Annotated in this window: 15 protein-coding genes; 12 read left to right on the plus strand and 3 right to left on the minus strand. The window is 67.7% G+C overall.

What is annotated here, in order from left to right:
- Positions 1 to 21: 21 nt before the first annotated feature.
- The gene (locus DQP57_RS05685) at positions 22 to 1,341 is read left to right on the plus strand and encodes a cytochrome P450 (protein ID WP_112632122.1); all 1,320 of its coding nucleotides are present in this window, start codon (positions 22 to 24) and stop codon (positions 1,339 to 1,341) included.
- A gap of 6 nt (positions 1,342 to 1,347) precedes the next feature.
- Here the strand turns inward: DQP57_RS05685 and msrA are convergent, their stop codons facing one another.
- Positions 1,348 to 1,860, minus strand: coding sequence for a peptide-methionine (S)-S-oxide reductase MsrA (gene msrA / locus DQP57_RS05690; RefSeq protein WP_112632070.1), 513 nt, complete (start codon positions 1,858 to 1,860; stop codon positions 1,348 to 1,350).
- A gap of 87 nt (positions 1,861 to 1,947) precedes the next feature.
- On the opposite strand from msrA, the gene DQP57_RS05695 reads away from it, so the two are divergent.
- The 4 genes from DQP57_RS05695 to DQP57_RS05710 all read left to right on the plus strand — a co-directional run bounded on the left by DQP57_RS05695 (position 1,948) and on the right by DQP57_RS05710 (position 4,808).
- The gene (locus DQP57_RS05695; RefSeq protein WP_112632071.1) at positions 1,948 to 2,454 is read left to right on the plus strand and encodes a nuclear transport factor 2 family protein; all 507 of its coding nucleotides are present in this window, start codon (positions 1,948 to 1,950) and stop codon (positions 2,452 to 2,454) included.
- The gene (locus DQP57_RS05700) at positions 2,451 to 3,470 is read left to right on the plus strand and encodes an NAD-dependent epimerase/dehydratase family protein (RefSeq protein WP_112632072.1); all 1,020 of its coding nucleotides are present in this window, start codon (positions 2,451 to 2,453) and stop codon (positions 3,468 to 3,470) included. The genes DQP57_RS05695 and DQP57_RS05700 overlap by 4 nt, the downstream gene beginning before the upstream one ends.
- Before the next feature lie 79 nt (positions 3,471 to 3,549).
- The gene (locus DQP57_RS05705) at positions 3,550 to 4,395 is read left to right on the plus strand and encodes a class I SAM-dependent methyltransferase (protein ID WP_112632123.1); all 846 of its coding nucleotides are present in this window, start codon (positions 3,550 to 3,552) and stop codon (positions 4,393 to 4,395) included.
- Between the two features lie 32 nt (positions 4,396 to 4,427).
- Complete coding sequence (locus DQP57_RS05710; RefSeq protein WP_112632073.1) at positions 4,428 to 4,808, plus strand: DUF427 domain-containing protein; 381 nt, start codon at positions 4,428 to 4,430, stop codon at positions 4,806 to 4,808.
- On the opposite strand, the gene DQP57_RS05715 is transcribed toward DQP57_RS05710, so the two are convergent.
- Positions 4,802 to 5,203 carry a nuclear transport factor 2 family protein gene (locus DQP57_RS05715; RefSeq protein ID WP_112632074.1) on the minus strand — a complete coding sequence of 134 codons (402 nt, stop codon included), beginning with the start codon at positions 5,201 to 5,203 and terminating at the stop codon, positions 4,802 to 4,804. The genes DQP57_RS05710 and DQP57_RS05715 overlap by 7 nt on opposite strands.
- Positions 5,204 to 5,263: 60 nt before the next feature.
- Here DQP57_RS05715 and DQP57_RS05720 point away from each other — a divergent pair, with 60 nt between their 5' ends.
- Together DQP57_RS05720 and DQP57_RS05725 are read left to right on the plus strand one after the other, a co-directional pair.
- Positions 5,264 to 6,175 carry a DNA-3-methyladenine glycosylase family protein gene (locus DQP57_RS05720; protein ID WP_112632075.1) on the plus strand — a complete coding sequence of 304 codons (912 nt, stop codon included), beginning with the start codon at positions 5,264 to 5,266 and terminating at the stop codon, positions 6,173 to 6,175.
- 88 nt (positions 6,176 to 6,263) lie between these two features.
- Positions 6,264 to 6,812 carry a Dps family protein gene (locus DQP57_RS05725; RefSeq protein WP_112632076.1) on the plus strand — a complete coding sequence of 183 codons (549 nt, stop codon included), beginning with the start codon at positions 6,264 to 6,266 and terminating at the stop codon, positions 6,810 to 6,812.
- Positions 6,813 to 6,815: 3 nt separating this feature from the next.
- On the opposite strand, the gene DQP57_RS05730 is transcribed toward DQP57_RS05725, so the two are convergent.
- Entirely contained in the window at positions 6,816 to 8,819 is a 2,004-nt protein-coding gene (locus DQP57_RS05730; RefSeq protein WP_112632077.1) for a chloride channel protein, read from the minus strand.
- A gap of 281 nt (positions 8,820 to 9,100) precedes the next feature.
- Between DQP57_RS05730 and DQP57_RS05735 the strand changes: the two genes are divergently transcribed.
- The 5 genes from DQP57_RS05735 (at position 9,101) to DQP57_RS05755 (ending at position 14,381) form a co-directional block, all read left to right on the plus strand.
- On the plus strand, positions 9,101 to 10,093 hold the full coding sequence (locus tag DQP57_RS05735; RefSeq protein ID WP_112632078.1) for a pirin family protein: 993 nt from the start codon (positions 9,101 to 9,103) through the stop codon (positions 10,091 to 10,093).
- A 2-nt stretch (positions 10,094 to 10,095) separates the two neighbouring features.
- Positions 10,096 to 10,731 (plus strand): TetR/AcrR family transcriptional regulator, encoded by a 636-nt coding sequence (locus tag DQP57_RS05740; RefSeq protein WP_112632079.1) that lies wholly within the window; start codon positions 10,096 to 10,098, stop codon positions 10,729 to 10,731.
- A gap of 72 nt (positions 10,732 to 10,803) precedes the next feature.
- Complete coding sequence (locus tag DQP57_RS05745; RefSeq protein ID WP_112632080.1) at positions 10,804 to 11,745, plus strand: class I SAM-dependent methyltransferase; 942 nt, start codon at positions 10,804 to 10,806, stop codon at positions 11,743 to 11,745.
- Positions 11,746 to 11,761: 16 nt separating this feature from the next.
- On the plus strand, positions 11,762 to 12,703 hold the full coding sequence (locus DQP57_RS05750) for a class I SAM-dependent methyltransferase (RefSeq protein WP_112632081.1): 942 nt from the start codon (positions 11,762 to 11,764) through the stop codon (positions 12,701 to 12,703).
- A 112-nt stretch (positions 12,704 to 12,815) separates the two neighbouring features.
- A complete protein-coding gene (locus DQP57_RS05755) occupies positions 12,816 to 14,381 on the plus strand; it encodes an LCP family protein (RefSeq protein ID WP_112632082.1) in 1,566 nt (521 codons plus the stop codon).
- Positions 14,382 to 14,407 lie beyond the last annotated feature (26 nt).

Below are 14,407 nucleotides of genomic sequence, written 5' to 3' on the forward strand. Positions count from 1 at the left end.
ATGTTGGGAGAAGCCATCGTCATGAGCCAGCAAGTCGCGACGCCAACGGCCACCGTCAAATTGCCCCCGGCGGCCCGAATTCCCAAGGTGCTGCAGGGTCTCGGCTTCGCGATGTCGCGGCGCTGGATGATCCAACAGCTGGCGCGCCGGCACGGCGACGTGTTCACCCTGAACCTGCCGATGTATGGGCGGGTGATCGCCGTGGGTGACCCGCAGCTGGCCAAGCAGATCTTCACCACCAGCCCCGACGAGCTCGGCAACATCCAGCCCAACCTGGGCAGGCTGTTCGGTACCGGTTCGGTGTTCGCGCTCGAGGGCGACGAGCATCGGCAACGGCGCCGGCTGTTGGCCCCGCCGTTCCACGGCAAGAGCATGAAGAAGTACGAGAGCATCATCGAAGAAGAGACGCTGCGCGAAATCGCCGACTGGCCCGAGGGCAAGCCCTTCCCCACACTGCCGCCGATGATGCGGATCACGCTAAACGCCATTCTGCGTGCGGTTTTCGGCGCCGAAGGCGCCGAACTCGACGAGTTGCGCGAGCTGATTCCGCCGTGGGTCACGCTGGGCTCGCGACTGGCGTCGGTGCCGATGCCCAAACGCGACTATGGCCGGTACAGCCCGTGGGGCCGGCTGGCCGAATGGCGGCGCCGGTATGACCGAGTCATCGACAAGCTGATCGACGACGAGCGGGCCGATTCGAACTTCGCCGAGCGGACCGATGTCCTCGCGATGCTGCTGCGCACCACCTACGAAGACGGTTCGGCCATGTCGCGCAAGGACATTGGGGATGAGCTGCTCACCTTGTTGGCGGCCGGGCACGAAACCACCGCGTCCACGCTGGGCTGGGCGTTTGAACGGATCAGCCGCCACCCCGACCTGCTGTCCGCGCTCGTCGAGGAGGCGGACAACGGCGGCAGCGAACTGCGCCAGGCCACCATCCTGGAGGTGCAGCGGGCCAGAACCGTCATCGATCTCGCCGGCCGCCACGTCTACCCCGAGGTTTACCACCTCGGCGAGTGGGCCATTCCCCGCGGCGATTCGATCATCGTGGGCATCGGGCAGATTCACAGCAACCCGGACGTCTTCCCCGATCCCGACCGTTTCGACCCGCAGCGCTACATCGGAACCAAACCGTCGGCGTTGTCGTGGATTCCCTTCGGCGGCGGCACCCGCCGTTGCGTGGGAGCGGCGTTCGCCAACATGGAAATGGACGTCGTGCTGCGAACGGTGTTGCGCCGCTTGACCATTGAGACCACGGACGCTCCCGGCGAGCGCTGGCACTGCCGCGGGGTCGCGTTCACCCCGAAGGACGGCGGCCGAATTACGGTGCGGCGGCGCTGATCGCGGTTACTGACCGGCCGCCGCGCGCCGCGGCAGTTTCCAGCCCGGACGGATGAAGTGGCAGGTGTACCCGTTGGGATAGTGCTGCAGGTAGTCCTGGTGTTCGGGTTCGGCTTCCCAGAAGTCGCCGGCCGGGCTGACCTCGGTCACCACCTTGCCGGGCCACAACCCGGACGCCTCGACATCGGCGATGGTGTCCAGCGCGATCCGCTTCTGCTCGTCGTCCAGGTAGAAAATGGCCGACCGGTAACTGGGCCCGAGGTCGTTGCCCTGCCGGTCTTTCGTTGTCGGATCGTGGATCTGGAAGAAGAATTCCAGGATCGCGCGGTAGTCGGTGACCGCCGGGTCGTAGACGATCTCGATCGCTTCGGCGTGGGTGCCGTGATTGCGGTAGGTCGCATTGGGGACGTCACCGCCGGTGTAACCGACCCGCGTCGACACCACGCCCGGCTGCTTGCGGATCAGTTCCTGCATCCCCCAAAAGCAGCCGCCGGCGAGAATCGCTTTCTGGTTGGTCATGCTTCGTCCTCCATAACCGGCTAGCACTCGGGCAGGAACAAGGCCAGGTTACACTCCGCCGATGAGCTGCAATGGTGCCGCGAAATTATGAGCACGCCGAAGTTCTCCCGTAGCGAACTGGCCGCCGCGTTCGAGAAATTCGAAGCGACCGTCGATGCGGCGGCGCAGTCAAAGGACTGGGACGCCTGGGTCCAGCACTACACGCCCGACGTCGTCTACATCGAACACGCGGCGGGCACCATGCACGGCCGCGACGAGGTCCGCGAGTGGATCAGCCGGACGATGGGCAGTTTTCCCGGCAGCCACATGGTCGCGTTCCCGTCGCTGTGGTCGGTGATCGACGAGCCCACGGGTCGCATCATCATGGAGCTCGACAACCCGATGCGCGATCCCGGCGACGGCACCGTCATCGGCGCGACGAACATCTCGATCATCACCTACGCCGGTGATGGCCTGTGGCGTCAGCAGGAAGACATCTACAACCCGCTGCGCTTCGTGCGGGCCACGTTGAAGTGGTGCCGCAAGGCGCAGGAGCTCGGCACCCTCGACGAGGACGCCGCGCGGTTCATGGACCAGTACGGAGGGGCGCAGTGACCACCAAACCCAAGCTCGTCATCGGCGCCAACGGCTTCCTGGGATCGCACGTGACCCGCCAGCTCGTCGCCGACGGCTTCGACGTCCGTGCCATGGTGCGGCCGAACGCCAACACCCGTTCCATCGACGACTTGGACGTCACCCGGTTTCACGGCGACGTGTTCGACGCCGGCGTGCTGCGCGAGGCGATGGACGGCGTCGATGACGTCTACTACTGCGTCGTCAACACCCGCGCCTGGCTGCGCGACACCGCCCCGCTGTTTCGCACCAACGTCGAAGGCCTGCGCAACGTTCTCGATGTCGCCGTCACGCAACCGGACCTGCGCCGGTTCGTGTTCACCAGCACGTACGCGACCGTCGGCCGGCGCCACGGGCATGTCGCGACCGAAGACGACGTCGTGGGCACCCGGGGACTGTCGGACTACGTCAAGTCCCGGGTCCAGGCCGAGAACCTGGTGATGCGCTACGTGGCCGAGGCCGGGCTGCCGGCGGTGGCGATGTGCGTGTCGACGACGTACGGCGACGGCGACTGGGGCCGCACCCCGCACGGCGCCTTCATCGCCGGCGCGGTCTTCGGCAAGCTGCCCTTCACGATGGAGGGCATCGCGCTGGAAGTCGTCGGTGTCACCGACGCCGCCCGGGCCATGATCCTGGCCGCCGAGCGCGGGCGCATCGGCGAGCGATATCTGATCTCCGAACGGATGATCGCGTTGAAAGAGGTGGTCCGGATCGCGGCCGACGAGGCCGGGGTACCGGCGCCGCGGCGCTCGATCTCCGTCCCGATGCTGTACGCGCTCGGGGTGCTGGGCAACCTGCGCGCACGGCTCACCGGCAAGGACGCCGAACTGAGCCTCGCGTCGGTGCGCATGATGCGCGCCGAAGCACCCCTCGACCACAGCAAGGCCGTGCGCGAATTGGGTTGGCAACCGCGGCCGGTCGAGGAGTCCATCCGCGAGGCGGCCCGCTTCTGGGCGGCGATGCGAAATGCCAAGGGTAAGACCGCGACTCCCGGCTGAACACCACGCCGAGCGGCGTTCAGGGCGCGGCGCGCCGCCTCGCGGGCAACTAGCCTCGAGCGGTATGACGACCGCGCGAGTGCCCGTCGATCTCAGCGGCGCACCCCAGACCATGCTGGCGACGCTGTACGCCAAGGCGCTGGACGCCGACTTCGAACACCCGATCCTGCGCGATCGGTACGCGAAGGAGATCGTCGAGCGCATCGACTACGACTGGACGAAGACGACCATTACCGCGCGGCGGGCGCCGTCGGTGACCACGCGGTCGGCGCACTTCGACGAGTGGACGCGCAAATTCCTTGCAGCGCACCCGCATTCGGTCGTGTTACACCTGGGCTGCGGGCTGGACAGCCGGGTTTTCCGCCTGCAGCCGGGCCCGGACGTCCAGTGGTACGACGTCGACTACCCCGAGGTTGCGGCGCTGCGCACCCAGCTCTACCCGAGCCGCGACCACTACCGCGTCATCGCCGCCTCGGTCACCGACCCCGCCTGGCTGGCGGACATCCCCGCCGACCGCCCCACCCTGATGATCGCGGAGGGGCTGACCATGTACCTCACCGAGCAGGACGGCACCGCGCTACTGCGCCGGGTGGTCGACCGGTTCGGTTCGGGTGAGCTGCAGTTCGACGTGTTCAATTGGCTAGGGATCAGGTCGCAATGGCTCAACACGGTGGTGCGGCGGTCGGGGGCCACGCTGCACTGGGCGATCGACGGGCCCGACGACATCCTCAAGGCGGTGCCGGCGGCCCGGCTGCTGTCCTGGGAACGATGGTTCGAGTCGGACACCTTCGCGCGGTTGCCGCGGTCGGCTCGAGTCCTCGGCAAGCTCATGTCGCGGGTGCAGGCGATGGCGAACATGTCGCAATACCACCGCTACGCATTCGGCCCGACCGGACGGGAAGGCTTGACCGCGGACGCGCGTTAACGTACTGACAGGCGCCTGAAGGAGGAACCATCATGGCCCACCCGGAAATCAAAGAACCCAACGCGGGGCACCCGATCACCATCGAGCCCACCAAGGGGCGAGTGCAGGTGCGCGTCAACGGCGAACTCGTCGCCGACACCACCGCCGCGTTGGAACTGCGCGAAGCCACTTTGCCTGCGGTGCAATACATCCCGATCGCCGACGTGGTGCAGGATCGGCTCACCCGGACCGACACCAGCACGTACTGCCCCTTCAAGGGCGACGCCAGCTACTACAGCGTGACCACCTCGGCCGGTGACACCGTCGACGACGTGATCTGGACGTACGAGCAGCCGTATCCCGCGGTCGCGGCGATCGCCGGGCATGTCGCGTTCTACCCGAACAAGGCCGACATCAGCGTCTCGGCTCAGTAGGGGACCCAGCCGGGAAGGGCGGTCGCCACCGCGCGGGTGTCGCCGTAGAGGCGCATCGAGACGATCAGCCCGTCACGGGTGTCGAAGATGCACACGAACGGGCTGTCGTACTCGACCCCGGAGGACGTGGTGCCGGTCGCCTGCGCCTCGACCACCACGCTCTCTCCCTCGTTGACACAGCGCACCAGGTCGATGGTCACTTCGAGTTCTCGTTTGCGTCGCTCGATCCCGCGCCGAAACGCCTCCTTGTCGCAGGACGTGCGCGTGTAGAGCGTCCAGTAGGTGAAGTCGTCGCTGAGCAGGGCGAAGCCCTCGTCCAGATCACCGTCGTCGCTGGTGCTCTGCAGGAACATCCAGGCCAGTTCGCCCTGAGGGTCATCGAACGGCGTCATCACAACGCAATATTGACGTGGCACGCAGTTCACGGTCAATCACGGAAGTCGGGGAGTCATCAGGTGCAGAGCGCGCGCACGGTCGTGTTTCCCGGGGCCGTCAGCTTCGGGCACACGTTGGCGCCCCTTCGTCGCGGCCTGGGGGACCCGTGCTTCCGGACCCCCGGTGACGGCTCGATCTGGCGCACCAGCCTGCTGCCCACCGGCCCCGTCACGGCCCGGATCAGCCGCGTCGCCCCCAATGCCGCGCACGCCGTGGCGTGGGGCAGCGGCGCGGAGGAGTTCGCCGAGATGCTGCCCGCCATGCTCGGTCTTGAGGACGACGACTCGGACTTCGTGCCGGGACATCCGACGGTCGCCGCCGCCTACCAGCGGGTTCCACACCTGCGCCTGGGACGAACCGGCCTGGTACTGGAGGCTCTGATCCCGGCGATCATCGAGCAGCGGGTGCCCGGAGCCGACGCGTTTCGCTCCTGGCGGGTGCTGGTGTCGAAGTACGGCACGCCGGCGCCGGGGCCGGCGCCGCACGGCATGCGGGTCATGCCGGACGCGCAGGTCTGGAGACACATCCCGTCGTGGGAGTTCCATCGCGCCAACGTCGACCCGAGGCGCGCGCAGACGGTGGTCACCTGTGCGCGCCGGGCCCCCTCGCTGGAGCGGCTGGTGACGCGGCCGGCCGTGCAGGCGCGCGCGGCGCTCACGTCGCTGCCGGGCGTGGGGGAGTGGACCGCCGCCGAGACGGCACAACGCGCCTTCGGCGACGCCGACGCCGTGTCGGTGGGCGACTATCACATCCCCAAAATGATCGGCTGGACGTTGCTGGGACGGCCCGTCGACGACGCGGGCATGCTCGAACTGCTCGAGCCGATGCGACCGCACCGCCAGCGGGTGGTCCGACTCCTCGAGGCCAGCGGACTGGCGTACGAACCACGCCGGGGTCCGCGGCTGCCGGTGCAGCAAATCCACTCACTTTGATCCGTAGCGTTTTTCACTAGGGCCACCGGGTACCCAACGGGGCAGTAACCGTGTGTGAACCCCATGGAAGGAAGCTAGGAAACAACCGATGACTCAGTTCACGATTCCGGGATTGACCGACAAGCAGGCGGCGCGGCTCACCGAACTGCTGCAGAAGCAACTGAGCACCTACAACGACCTGCACCTCACGCTGAAGCACATCCACTGGAACGTGGTGGGCCCGAACTTCATCGGCGTACACGAGATGATCGACCCGCAGGTCGAGGCGGTCCGCGGATTTGCCGACGACGTCGCCGAACGCATTGCGGCCCTTGGTGCTTCGCCGCAGGGCACGCCCGGTGCCATCATCAAGGACCGCTCGTGGGACGACTACTCGGTGGGCCGCGACACGGTCCAGGCTCACCTGGCCGCGCTGGACCTGGTGTACACCGGCGTCATCGAGGACATCCGCCAATATATCGACGAGACAGACGAACTCGACCAGGTGACCCAGGACCTGCTGATCGGCCAGGCGGGTCAGCTGGAGAAGTTCCAATGGTTCGTCCGGGCGCACCTGGAAAGCGCCGGCGGGGAGCTGGCCCACAAGGGCAAGACCACCGAGAAGGACGCCGCGAAGACTGCGCGCACCAAGTCCTGAGGTCTAGGAACGGGATTCCGACGCGGCATCACCCGAATCGGTCTTTGGTACAAGAACATTGACGCGATCGCCTGCCGCAAGCCGCACGGTAGGCCGCGCGTCGACGAGTCGACGGTTGTGCACAACGGACACCGGGAGGTGGCCCGGCGGCCACTCCAGTTCATCGAGGTTGCGGCCTACCGCTGCTGAATTCGATGCCAGGGTGTATTCGATGATGCAGTAGCCGTCGAGTTCGCTACGCGGATCATGTTCGGCGTCCGGCGCTTTCAACGGGTCGGAGACATCCGCGGCTCCGCTGCCGCCGTTGCGGTCTACGTGGGTGAAGTGCGCGCCGACCGCCCGCAGTACGTTCTGGTTGGTGAGCCAACCCTGAACGTGCCGGGCATCGGTGTCGATCACCGGCAGGCCGTCGCGTCCATAGAGAACGAGTTGACGCAAGGCCTGGGCGAGGCTGTCGTTGGCAAACAGCGCCTGGGGTTCGCGGATTCGGGTCACGGGTCCGAGCACCGCCGTGCGGTCTGGCGCGGCGCCGACCGTGGGCTTGGCGAGATCGAGTGGTGCGGTGAACGCGTGCATGGCGTCCGCGACCGTGAGGTCGGCGAAGGCATGCGTCGGAGTGGGCCTGTCTATGTCGAAGCCGCGGCGTAAGAGTTTGGTGGTGTAGATGGTGCCGTACGAAAGCCCACGCGACACGGTGGTGCCAACAGCAACAGCCAGCATGACTGGCAAGGTCAGGGTGAAGTCCCCGGTCATCTCGACCGTGCTGGCCAGCGCCGTAAGCGGGGCCCGTGCGGCGGAAGCGAAGACCGCCGCCATGCCGACGATGGCGTAGAGCGCGGGGTGGCCGACCGCGGTACCTATGACGTGCTGCATGACGACGCCGAAAGCCATGCCCGATGTTGCCCCGATGAACAGGGAGGGAGCGAACACTCCGCCGGAGCCGCCGATCCCGATGGTGAGGCTGCAGGCCAGCATCTTGCCGGCGGCGAGGATCACCAGGAACCAAAGTGCGTAGTGGCCGGCAAAGGCGGCGTACATGACCGGATAGCCAACCCCGTAGAGCTGGGGTACGGCGAGCAGCAGCAGGCCGAGCACGATCCCGCCGACCGCCGGTCGCGCCCAGATCGGGCGGTCGCCCCATATCCGGTCACACACATCCTCGGTCTTGTACAACAGATTCTTGAAGACGATCCCGATCAGACCGGCGACGGCGGCAAGCAATGCGATCAACAAGTAGTTGGCGATGTGATTCAGCTCGATGCCGTCCGGGAGCTGGGTGATGACGGGTGCGGAGCCGAAGAACACACGGGCGATCACGTCGGCAACCATCGCCGAAAGCATGATGGTGAAGATCGCGTCGACGGAGAGGTCGCGCAGGATCAGTTCAACGGCGAAGAACACTCCGGTGATCGGGGCGTTGAAGGTTGCCGAGATGCCGCCGGCGGCGCCGCAGGCCACTAACACCCGCAGCCGGTTCTCCGGCATCCGGACCCACTGACCGAAGCCTGAGGCCAGCGCCGCGCCAATTTGCACGATCGGTCCTTCACGCCCGACCGAGCCGCCCGTCCCGATGCACATCGCCGAGGCCAGCGCCTTCACCACGGTTACCTGGGGCCGAATGCGGCCGCCGTTCTCTGCGACGGCAATCATGACTTCCGGCACGCCGTGGCCCCGCGCCTCGGGCGCAAACCGGGCGATCAGCGGTCCGTACAGTAATCCACCGACGACGGGAATGACCGCGTAAAACCCGACTCCCAGCCAAGGCAGGTGGTCGCTGGCCGCCCACCCTTGTTGGCCGAACTCGTCGTGTCCGGTCGCGACCCAGGTGAACGCAAAAACCAGGTAGCGAAAAGCCGCCGCACCGAGGCCGGCGCCCACCCCTACCACGATCGCCACGCAAAACAGTCCCAGGCGGTTGGCGCGCAGCCAACTGGCGACCCACCTGACGGAATAGGACACCGTCCGCTTCGTCTGAACCGGATCAGTCGGCGCTCTGTCCTGCTCCATCCCCCGTCACCCCTCTACTGCGGCCGTCCCGTTCGTTGCCCGAAGCCGGGTAGGTCCATCGAAATCTCAGAAGCCAGGGCTACCGCAAACCCTTGATGCCAGCAAATATTGCCCTCTCAAGCTATCGCCCGCATGTCCAGCGCCAAGCCCGGGGCGGACTGGATGTCGACCTGGCCCACTGTGCGACCGGGGTGGCGCGTGAGCCAATATGCGGGCCCCACACCCGGAATAAGTGGACCCCAGTCCGGTTATATAGGGCATCCACTATATGAGGAGGCCCGATGCCTGCAATCACCGCTGACACCCTGACGCTGCCGCGAGTGAGCGGCCCCGGTCCCGCGGACACCGAGCGGGCCGTCCGCTCGATCACCACCGGCCCGCGCGGCTACGAGGGCGAGGGTTTTCCGGTTGTGCGCGCCTTCGCGGGCGTCAGCTCGGCGGCGCTGGACCCCTTCGTGCACATGGACCAAATGGGTGAGGTCGACTACCAACCGGGCGAACCCCGCGGCACCGACTGGCATCCGCACCGCGGCTTCGAAACCGTGACCTACATGCTCGACGGCAAGTTCGCGCATCAGGACTCGCACGGCGGTGGCGGCCTGATCGCCGACGGCGCGACGCAGTGGATGACCGCCGGGTCCGGCATCCTGCACATCGAGACGCCGCCTGCCGAACTGGTCGACAGCGGCGGGCTCTTTCACGGCGTCCAGCTCTGGGTCAACCTGCCGGGCAAGGACAAGTTCGCACCCCCGCGGTATCAGGCGATCGAGGGTGCCGACGCCGCCCTGCTGGCCTCCGACGACGGCGGGGCGCTGATCCGCATCATCGCCGGCGACATCGATGGCCACCGGGGCCCGGGCGTCACCCACACCCCAATCACCCTCGCGCACGCGACGATCGAGAACGGGGCCCGGCTCAACATTCCCTGGCGGCGCGATTTCAACGCGCTGGTCTATGTGCTGTCCGGCAGCGGGTACGTCGGCCCGATCTCGCACCCGATCCACCAGGGGCAGCTGGCGGTCCTGGGGGCCGGCGATCGGATCACCGTCGGCGCCCAGCGTGCCCCGGATTCGCGTGGCCTGCCGGTCCAGGGAGCCATTGATGTGCTGCTTCTGGGCGGGCGGCCGATTCGCGAACCGGTATTCCACTACGGTCCATTCGTGATGAACACTCGGGCGGAATTGATCGAGGCGCTAGAGGACTACCAAGCCGGAAAATTTGGCACCATTCCGCCGAATGCGCTAATGCCGCACCGCGGGGGTGGCACACTCTAGCAATGCTTCCACGGGGGAATCGCAGGCCGGGGCGGCCCCCTGCCGCCAAGGCTGATGAGACGCGGCAGCGGATCATCCAAGCTGCCCGTTTGGTCTTCAGCGAACGCGGCTACGACGGCGCGACGTTCCAGGCCATCGCGGCGCGCGCCGACCTCACCCGCCCGGCGATCAACCATTACTTCTCGAGCAAGCGGGCCCTTTATCGCGAGGTTATGGACGAGACCAACGAATTTGTCATCGGGGCGGGGATTAAACAGGCCGAGGGCGAGACCACGCTGGTGGCGCAGCTGACGGCGTTCATCAACGCGGCGGTGAAAGCGAATTCGGAGAATCCCGCCGGCTCGGCATTCATTATCGGCGGCGTGCTCGAATCGCAGCGGCATCCGGAATGGAGCGGAACCGAAAACGATTCCGTGCGGATCGCGCGGGAATTCTTGATGCGCGTTGTCAACGACGCGATCGAGGGCGGCGAGATCGTCGCCGATGTGGATGCGTCGGCATTGGTCGAGACGCTGCTCGTGGTGATCTCCGGGGTCGGCCTGTATGCCGGCTACATCAAGAGCTACAAGGAGATGCTGGCGGTGACCGGCATGCTGCGCCAGGTCCTGGAAGGTGCGCTCTGGCGGCCGGAGGCGTAGCCCGTTCGGCGCAGTGAAGTTGGGCACAAAGCGTATAGGCTAACTAACTTATCCCGGTACCATGGGCGGGATATGACTGACCTGGATGCCTCGCTACCGCCTTCCGTGCGGTCTGCCGGCGACAGCTGGACCATCACCGAACTCGTCGGCGCCACCGCGCTGGGGGTCGCCGCGTCGCGCGCGGCCGAAACCGCCGGCCCCGACCCCCTGATCCGCGACGAGTTCGCCCGCCTGCTGGTGTCCTCGGCCGGTCCGGCGTGGGCCCGGCTGGCCGACCCCGAGCTCGCCTGGCTCGACGGGGATGAGCACGGGCAGCGCTCGCACCGGTGCGGCATCGACTACCAGGCCGTGCGCACCCACTTCTTCGACGAGTACTTCGCCGACGCCGTCGGCGCCGGGATCCGGCAGGTGGTGATCTTGGCCGCCGGGCTCGACTCCCGGGCGTACCGGCTGGACTGGCCGACGGGCACCGCGGTCTACGAGATCGACCAGCCCCAGGTGCTCGAGTACAAGGCCCGGATCCTGCAGCAGCACGGCGCCGTGCCCTCGGCCATCCGGCACCCCGTCGCGGTGGACCTGCGTGACGACTGGCCCGCCGCCCTGACCGCCGCCGGGTTCGACCGCACCCGGCCCACCGCGTGGCTGGCCGAAGGCCTGCTCCCGTACCTGCCCAGCGACGCTCAGGACCGGCTGTTCGAGATGTTCACCGCGCTCAGCGCGGCCGGCAGCCAGGTCGCGATCGAGATGTTCGGCATGAACTCGCGCAGCAACTCGCAGCGCTGGCTGCGGATGCGGGAACGGCTCGGTCTGGACGTCAATGTCCAGGCGCTGACGTACCACGAGCCGGACCGCTCGGACGCCGCCGCGTGGCTGGCCGAGCACGGCTGGCAGGTGCGCAGCGTGAGCAACCGCGACGAGATGGCCCGGCTGGGCCGCCCCGTGCCCGACGACCTGACCGACGAGGCGGTCCGCAGCACCCTGTTGCGGGCGCGTCTCGGCACGCCAATCACCTGAGCCAAGGAGCAACGCCATGAGTTCACTGCGCACGCACGACGACACCTGGGACATCAAGAGCAGCGTCGGCACCACCGCTGTGATGGTCGCGGCGGCCCGGGCCATCGAGACCGAGCAGCCCGACGCGCTGATCCGCGACCCCTACGCCCGGCTGCTCGTCAACAACGCCGGCGCCGAGGTGCTGTGGGAGGCCATGCTGGACCCCGACGTCGTCGCCAAGATCGAGTCGATCGACGAGGAATCCGCTGCCCGGATCCAGCACATGCGCGGCTACCAAGCGGTGCGGACCCACTTTTTCGACGAGTACTTCGCCGACGCCGTCGCCACCGGGATCCGGCAGGTAGTGATCCTCGCGTCGGGCCTGGACTCGCGCGCGTACCGCCTCGACTGGCCGGCCGGGACCACGGTCTACGAGATCGACCAGCCGCAGGTGCTGGAGTACAAATCCACCACCCTGGCCGAGAGCGGCGCCGCGCCGTCGGCCGACCGCCGCGAGGTCGCGATCGACCTGCGTGAGGACTGGCCGGCCGCGCTGCGCGACGCCGGCTTCGACCCCAGCCAACGCACCGCCTGGCTGGCCGAGGGCCTGCTGATGTACCTGCCCGCGGAAGCCCAGGACAAGCTGTTCACCCAGATCGGCGAACTGAGCCGGGCGGGCAGCCGCGTCTCCGCCGAGACCGCACCCATGCACGCCGAGGAGCGCCGTCAGCAGATGCGGGAACGGTTCAAGAAGGTGGCCGACGAGCTCGGCTTGGAGGAAACCGTCGACGTCGGCGAGCTGATGTACCGCGACGAGCACCGCGCGAACCTCGCCGACTGGCTCAACGAGCACGGCTGGCGCGCCACCGCGCAGAACTCAATCGATGAGATGCACCGCCTGGGTCGCGGGGTGCAGAGTTCCGAGATCGACGAAGACAGGGACGCCTTCTCCGACTTCGTGATCGGCGAGCGCCTGTAGCGGCGCGCGCTCAGCCGCTCCCGACCTCGTAGGCCCGCCGCACCTTCACCGTGGGCTCGCGGCTGCGGTTACCGGGATTTCGCCAGGTCATCCGGGACAATGGTCACTCATTATGGGCAGCGGCGGATCGGGGCGATCGCACCGCTGGGTGCTGCTCAAAGGCCGGCTGGTCGCCAGCATCGCCTCGGCGTTCGTCATGGCCATCACCGGCGTCGGCTGGACGGGATACCACACAGCCCTGGGCAGGATCATCATTTCCCACGCGCTGCCCAACGCGGCGACGACGCTGGACGGCAATCAGAACATCTTGCTGATGGGGTTGGACAGCAGGTTGGACCAGAACGGTCAGCCGCTGCCGCAGGAGATCTACGACGCGCTGCACGCGGGCGACGAAAGCTCGGGCGGCTACAACGCCAATGTCCTTATCGTCGTGCACGTTTCGGACGGTGACGGACCCGTCACCGCGATCTCGATCCCCCGCGACGACTACGCGGAGTTGCCGGGCTGCCCGGGATCGGTCTGCGCCGGCAAGATCAAGCAGGCCTACGGGCTGGCCTATCAGCAGTCGCTGAATTCGCAGGCGGCCGGGAAATCGGGTGGGGCGGGCGCCACCAATCTGGCCGCCCGCGAGCAGACCGCCCGCGAGGCCGGGCGCAAGGCCGAAATCAGCGCCGTCAACGACTTTCTGGGCATCTCCGTCGACCATTTCGTCGAGATCACGCTGGGCGCGTTCTTCCAGATCGCCAAGGCCGTCGAGCCGATCACGGTGTGCCTCAACGCCGATACGCGGGACAGCTACTCGGGCGCCGACTTTCACCAAGGGGTGCAGCGCATCGACGCCGCGGACGCGATGGCCTTCGTGCGGCAGCGCCGCGACGAAAACGACGGCTCGTTCACCGATTTCGACCGCACGCGACGGCAGCAGGCGTTCCTGGTGTCGCTGGTCCAGGCTGCGCGCGGCGGCGGTGCACTGTCCAGTGTGAGCGGGCTGCGCAGGCTGCTGCAGGTGGCCCGCGACAACGTCGCCGTCGACGACGGGCTGGACATCATGGAATTGGCCTCGCGGGCCTCACAATTGAGCGCGCGGCCGCTGTCGCTGTACACCCTGCCGATCTCCGGCTTCGGCAAGGACGCCAACGGGTCCGACATCAACCAGGTCGACCTTCCGACGATCCGGCGCATCGTCAACGAGCGCTTCATGTCGGACACACCGGCCGCGCTCGACGCCGCCTCGCCCACCACCGGGCCGGCGCCCCCGTTGACCGAACCCGTGATCCTCGACGTCGTCAACGCGGCCTCGCGGGACGGACTCGCGGGCGCCATCGAGGAGGCCTTCGCGGCGCGTGGCTTCACCCGCGGGAGCGCCACGACGGCCGCGGCCCCGGCCGACGACAGCGTCATCGAATACGGCCCCGGGGCCGACCGGGGCGCACAGGCCCTGGCCGATCAACTGCACGTGCCCGCGACGGCCAACAGCGCCGTGGCCGCGGGCACCGTGCGGCTGACCGTGGGGACGGGGTTTCCCGCAGCGGACTACCTCGCCCACCCCGGCGCCACCACCGACCCGTCCGGGTCCGGGCAGGTGAGCGCCGTGGCCGCCACCGGTAACGGCGACCGCGCCCCCGCGCCGACCGACCTGAGTCAGATGACCGCGGCGAACGTGCCCTGCGTCAAGTAGCGGCGCCTCCGCCGCCGGCCCGCGGC

This window comes from Mycobacterium colombiense (assembly GCF_003284935.1).
GTDB classification, from domain to species: domain Bacteria; phylum Actinomycetota; class Actinomycetes; order Mycobacteriales; family Mycobacteriaceae; genus Mycobacterium; species Mycobacterium arosiense_A.

Coding starts and splice junctions, on each gene's coding strand:
- DQP57_RS05745 (WP_112632080.1), top strand. CDS start 10,804: ATGACTGACCTGGATGCCTCGCTACCGCCTTCCGTGCGGTCTGCCGGC.
- DQP57_RS05730 (WP_112632077.1), bottom strand. CDS start 8,819: ATGGAGCAGGACAGAGCGCCGACTGATCCGGTTCAGACGAAGCGGACG.
- DQP57_RS05685 (WP_112632122.1), top strand. CDS start 22: ATGAGCCAGCAAGTCGCGACGCCAACGGCCACCGTCAAATTGCCCCCG.
- msrA (WP_112632070.1), bottom strand. CDS start 1,860: ATGACCAACCAGAAAGCGATTCTCGCCGGCGGCTGCTTTTGGGGGATG.
- DQP57_RS05755 (WP_112632082.1), top strand. CDS start 12,816: ATGGGCAGCGGCGGATCGGGGCGATCGCACCGCTGGGTGCTGCTCAAA.
- DQP57_RS05750 (WP_112632081.1), top strand. CDS start 11,762: ATGAGTTCACTGCGCACGCACGACGACACCTGGGACATCAAGAGCAGC.
- DQP57_RS05695 (WP_112632071.1), top strand. CDS start 1,948: ATGAGCACGCCGAAGTTCTCCCGTAGCGAACTGGCCGCCGCGTTCGAG.
- DQP57_RS05725 (WP_112632076.1), top strand. CDS start 6,264: ATGACTCAGTTCACGATTCCGGGATTGACCGACAAGCAGGCGGCGCGG.
- DQP57_RS05710 (WP_112632073.1), top strand. CDS start 4,428: ATGGCCCACCCGGAAATCAAAGAACCCAACGCGGGGCACCCGATCACC.
- DQP57_RS05740 (WP_112632079.1), top strand. CDS start 10,096: ATGCTTCCACGGGGGAATCGCAGGCCGGGGCGGCCCCCTGCCGCCAAG.
- DQP57_RS05735 (WP_112632078.1), top strand. CDS start 9,101: ATGCCTGCAATCACCGCTGACACCCTGACGCTGCCGCGAGTGAGCGGC.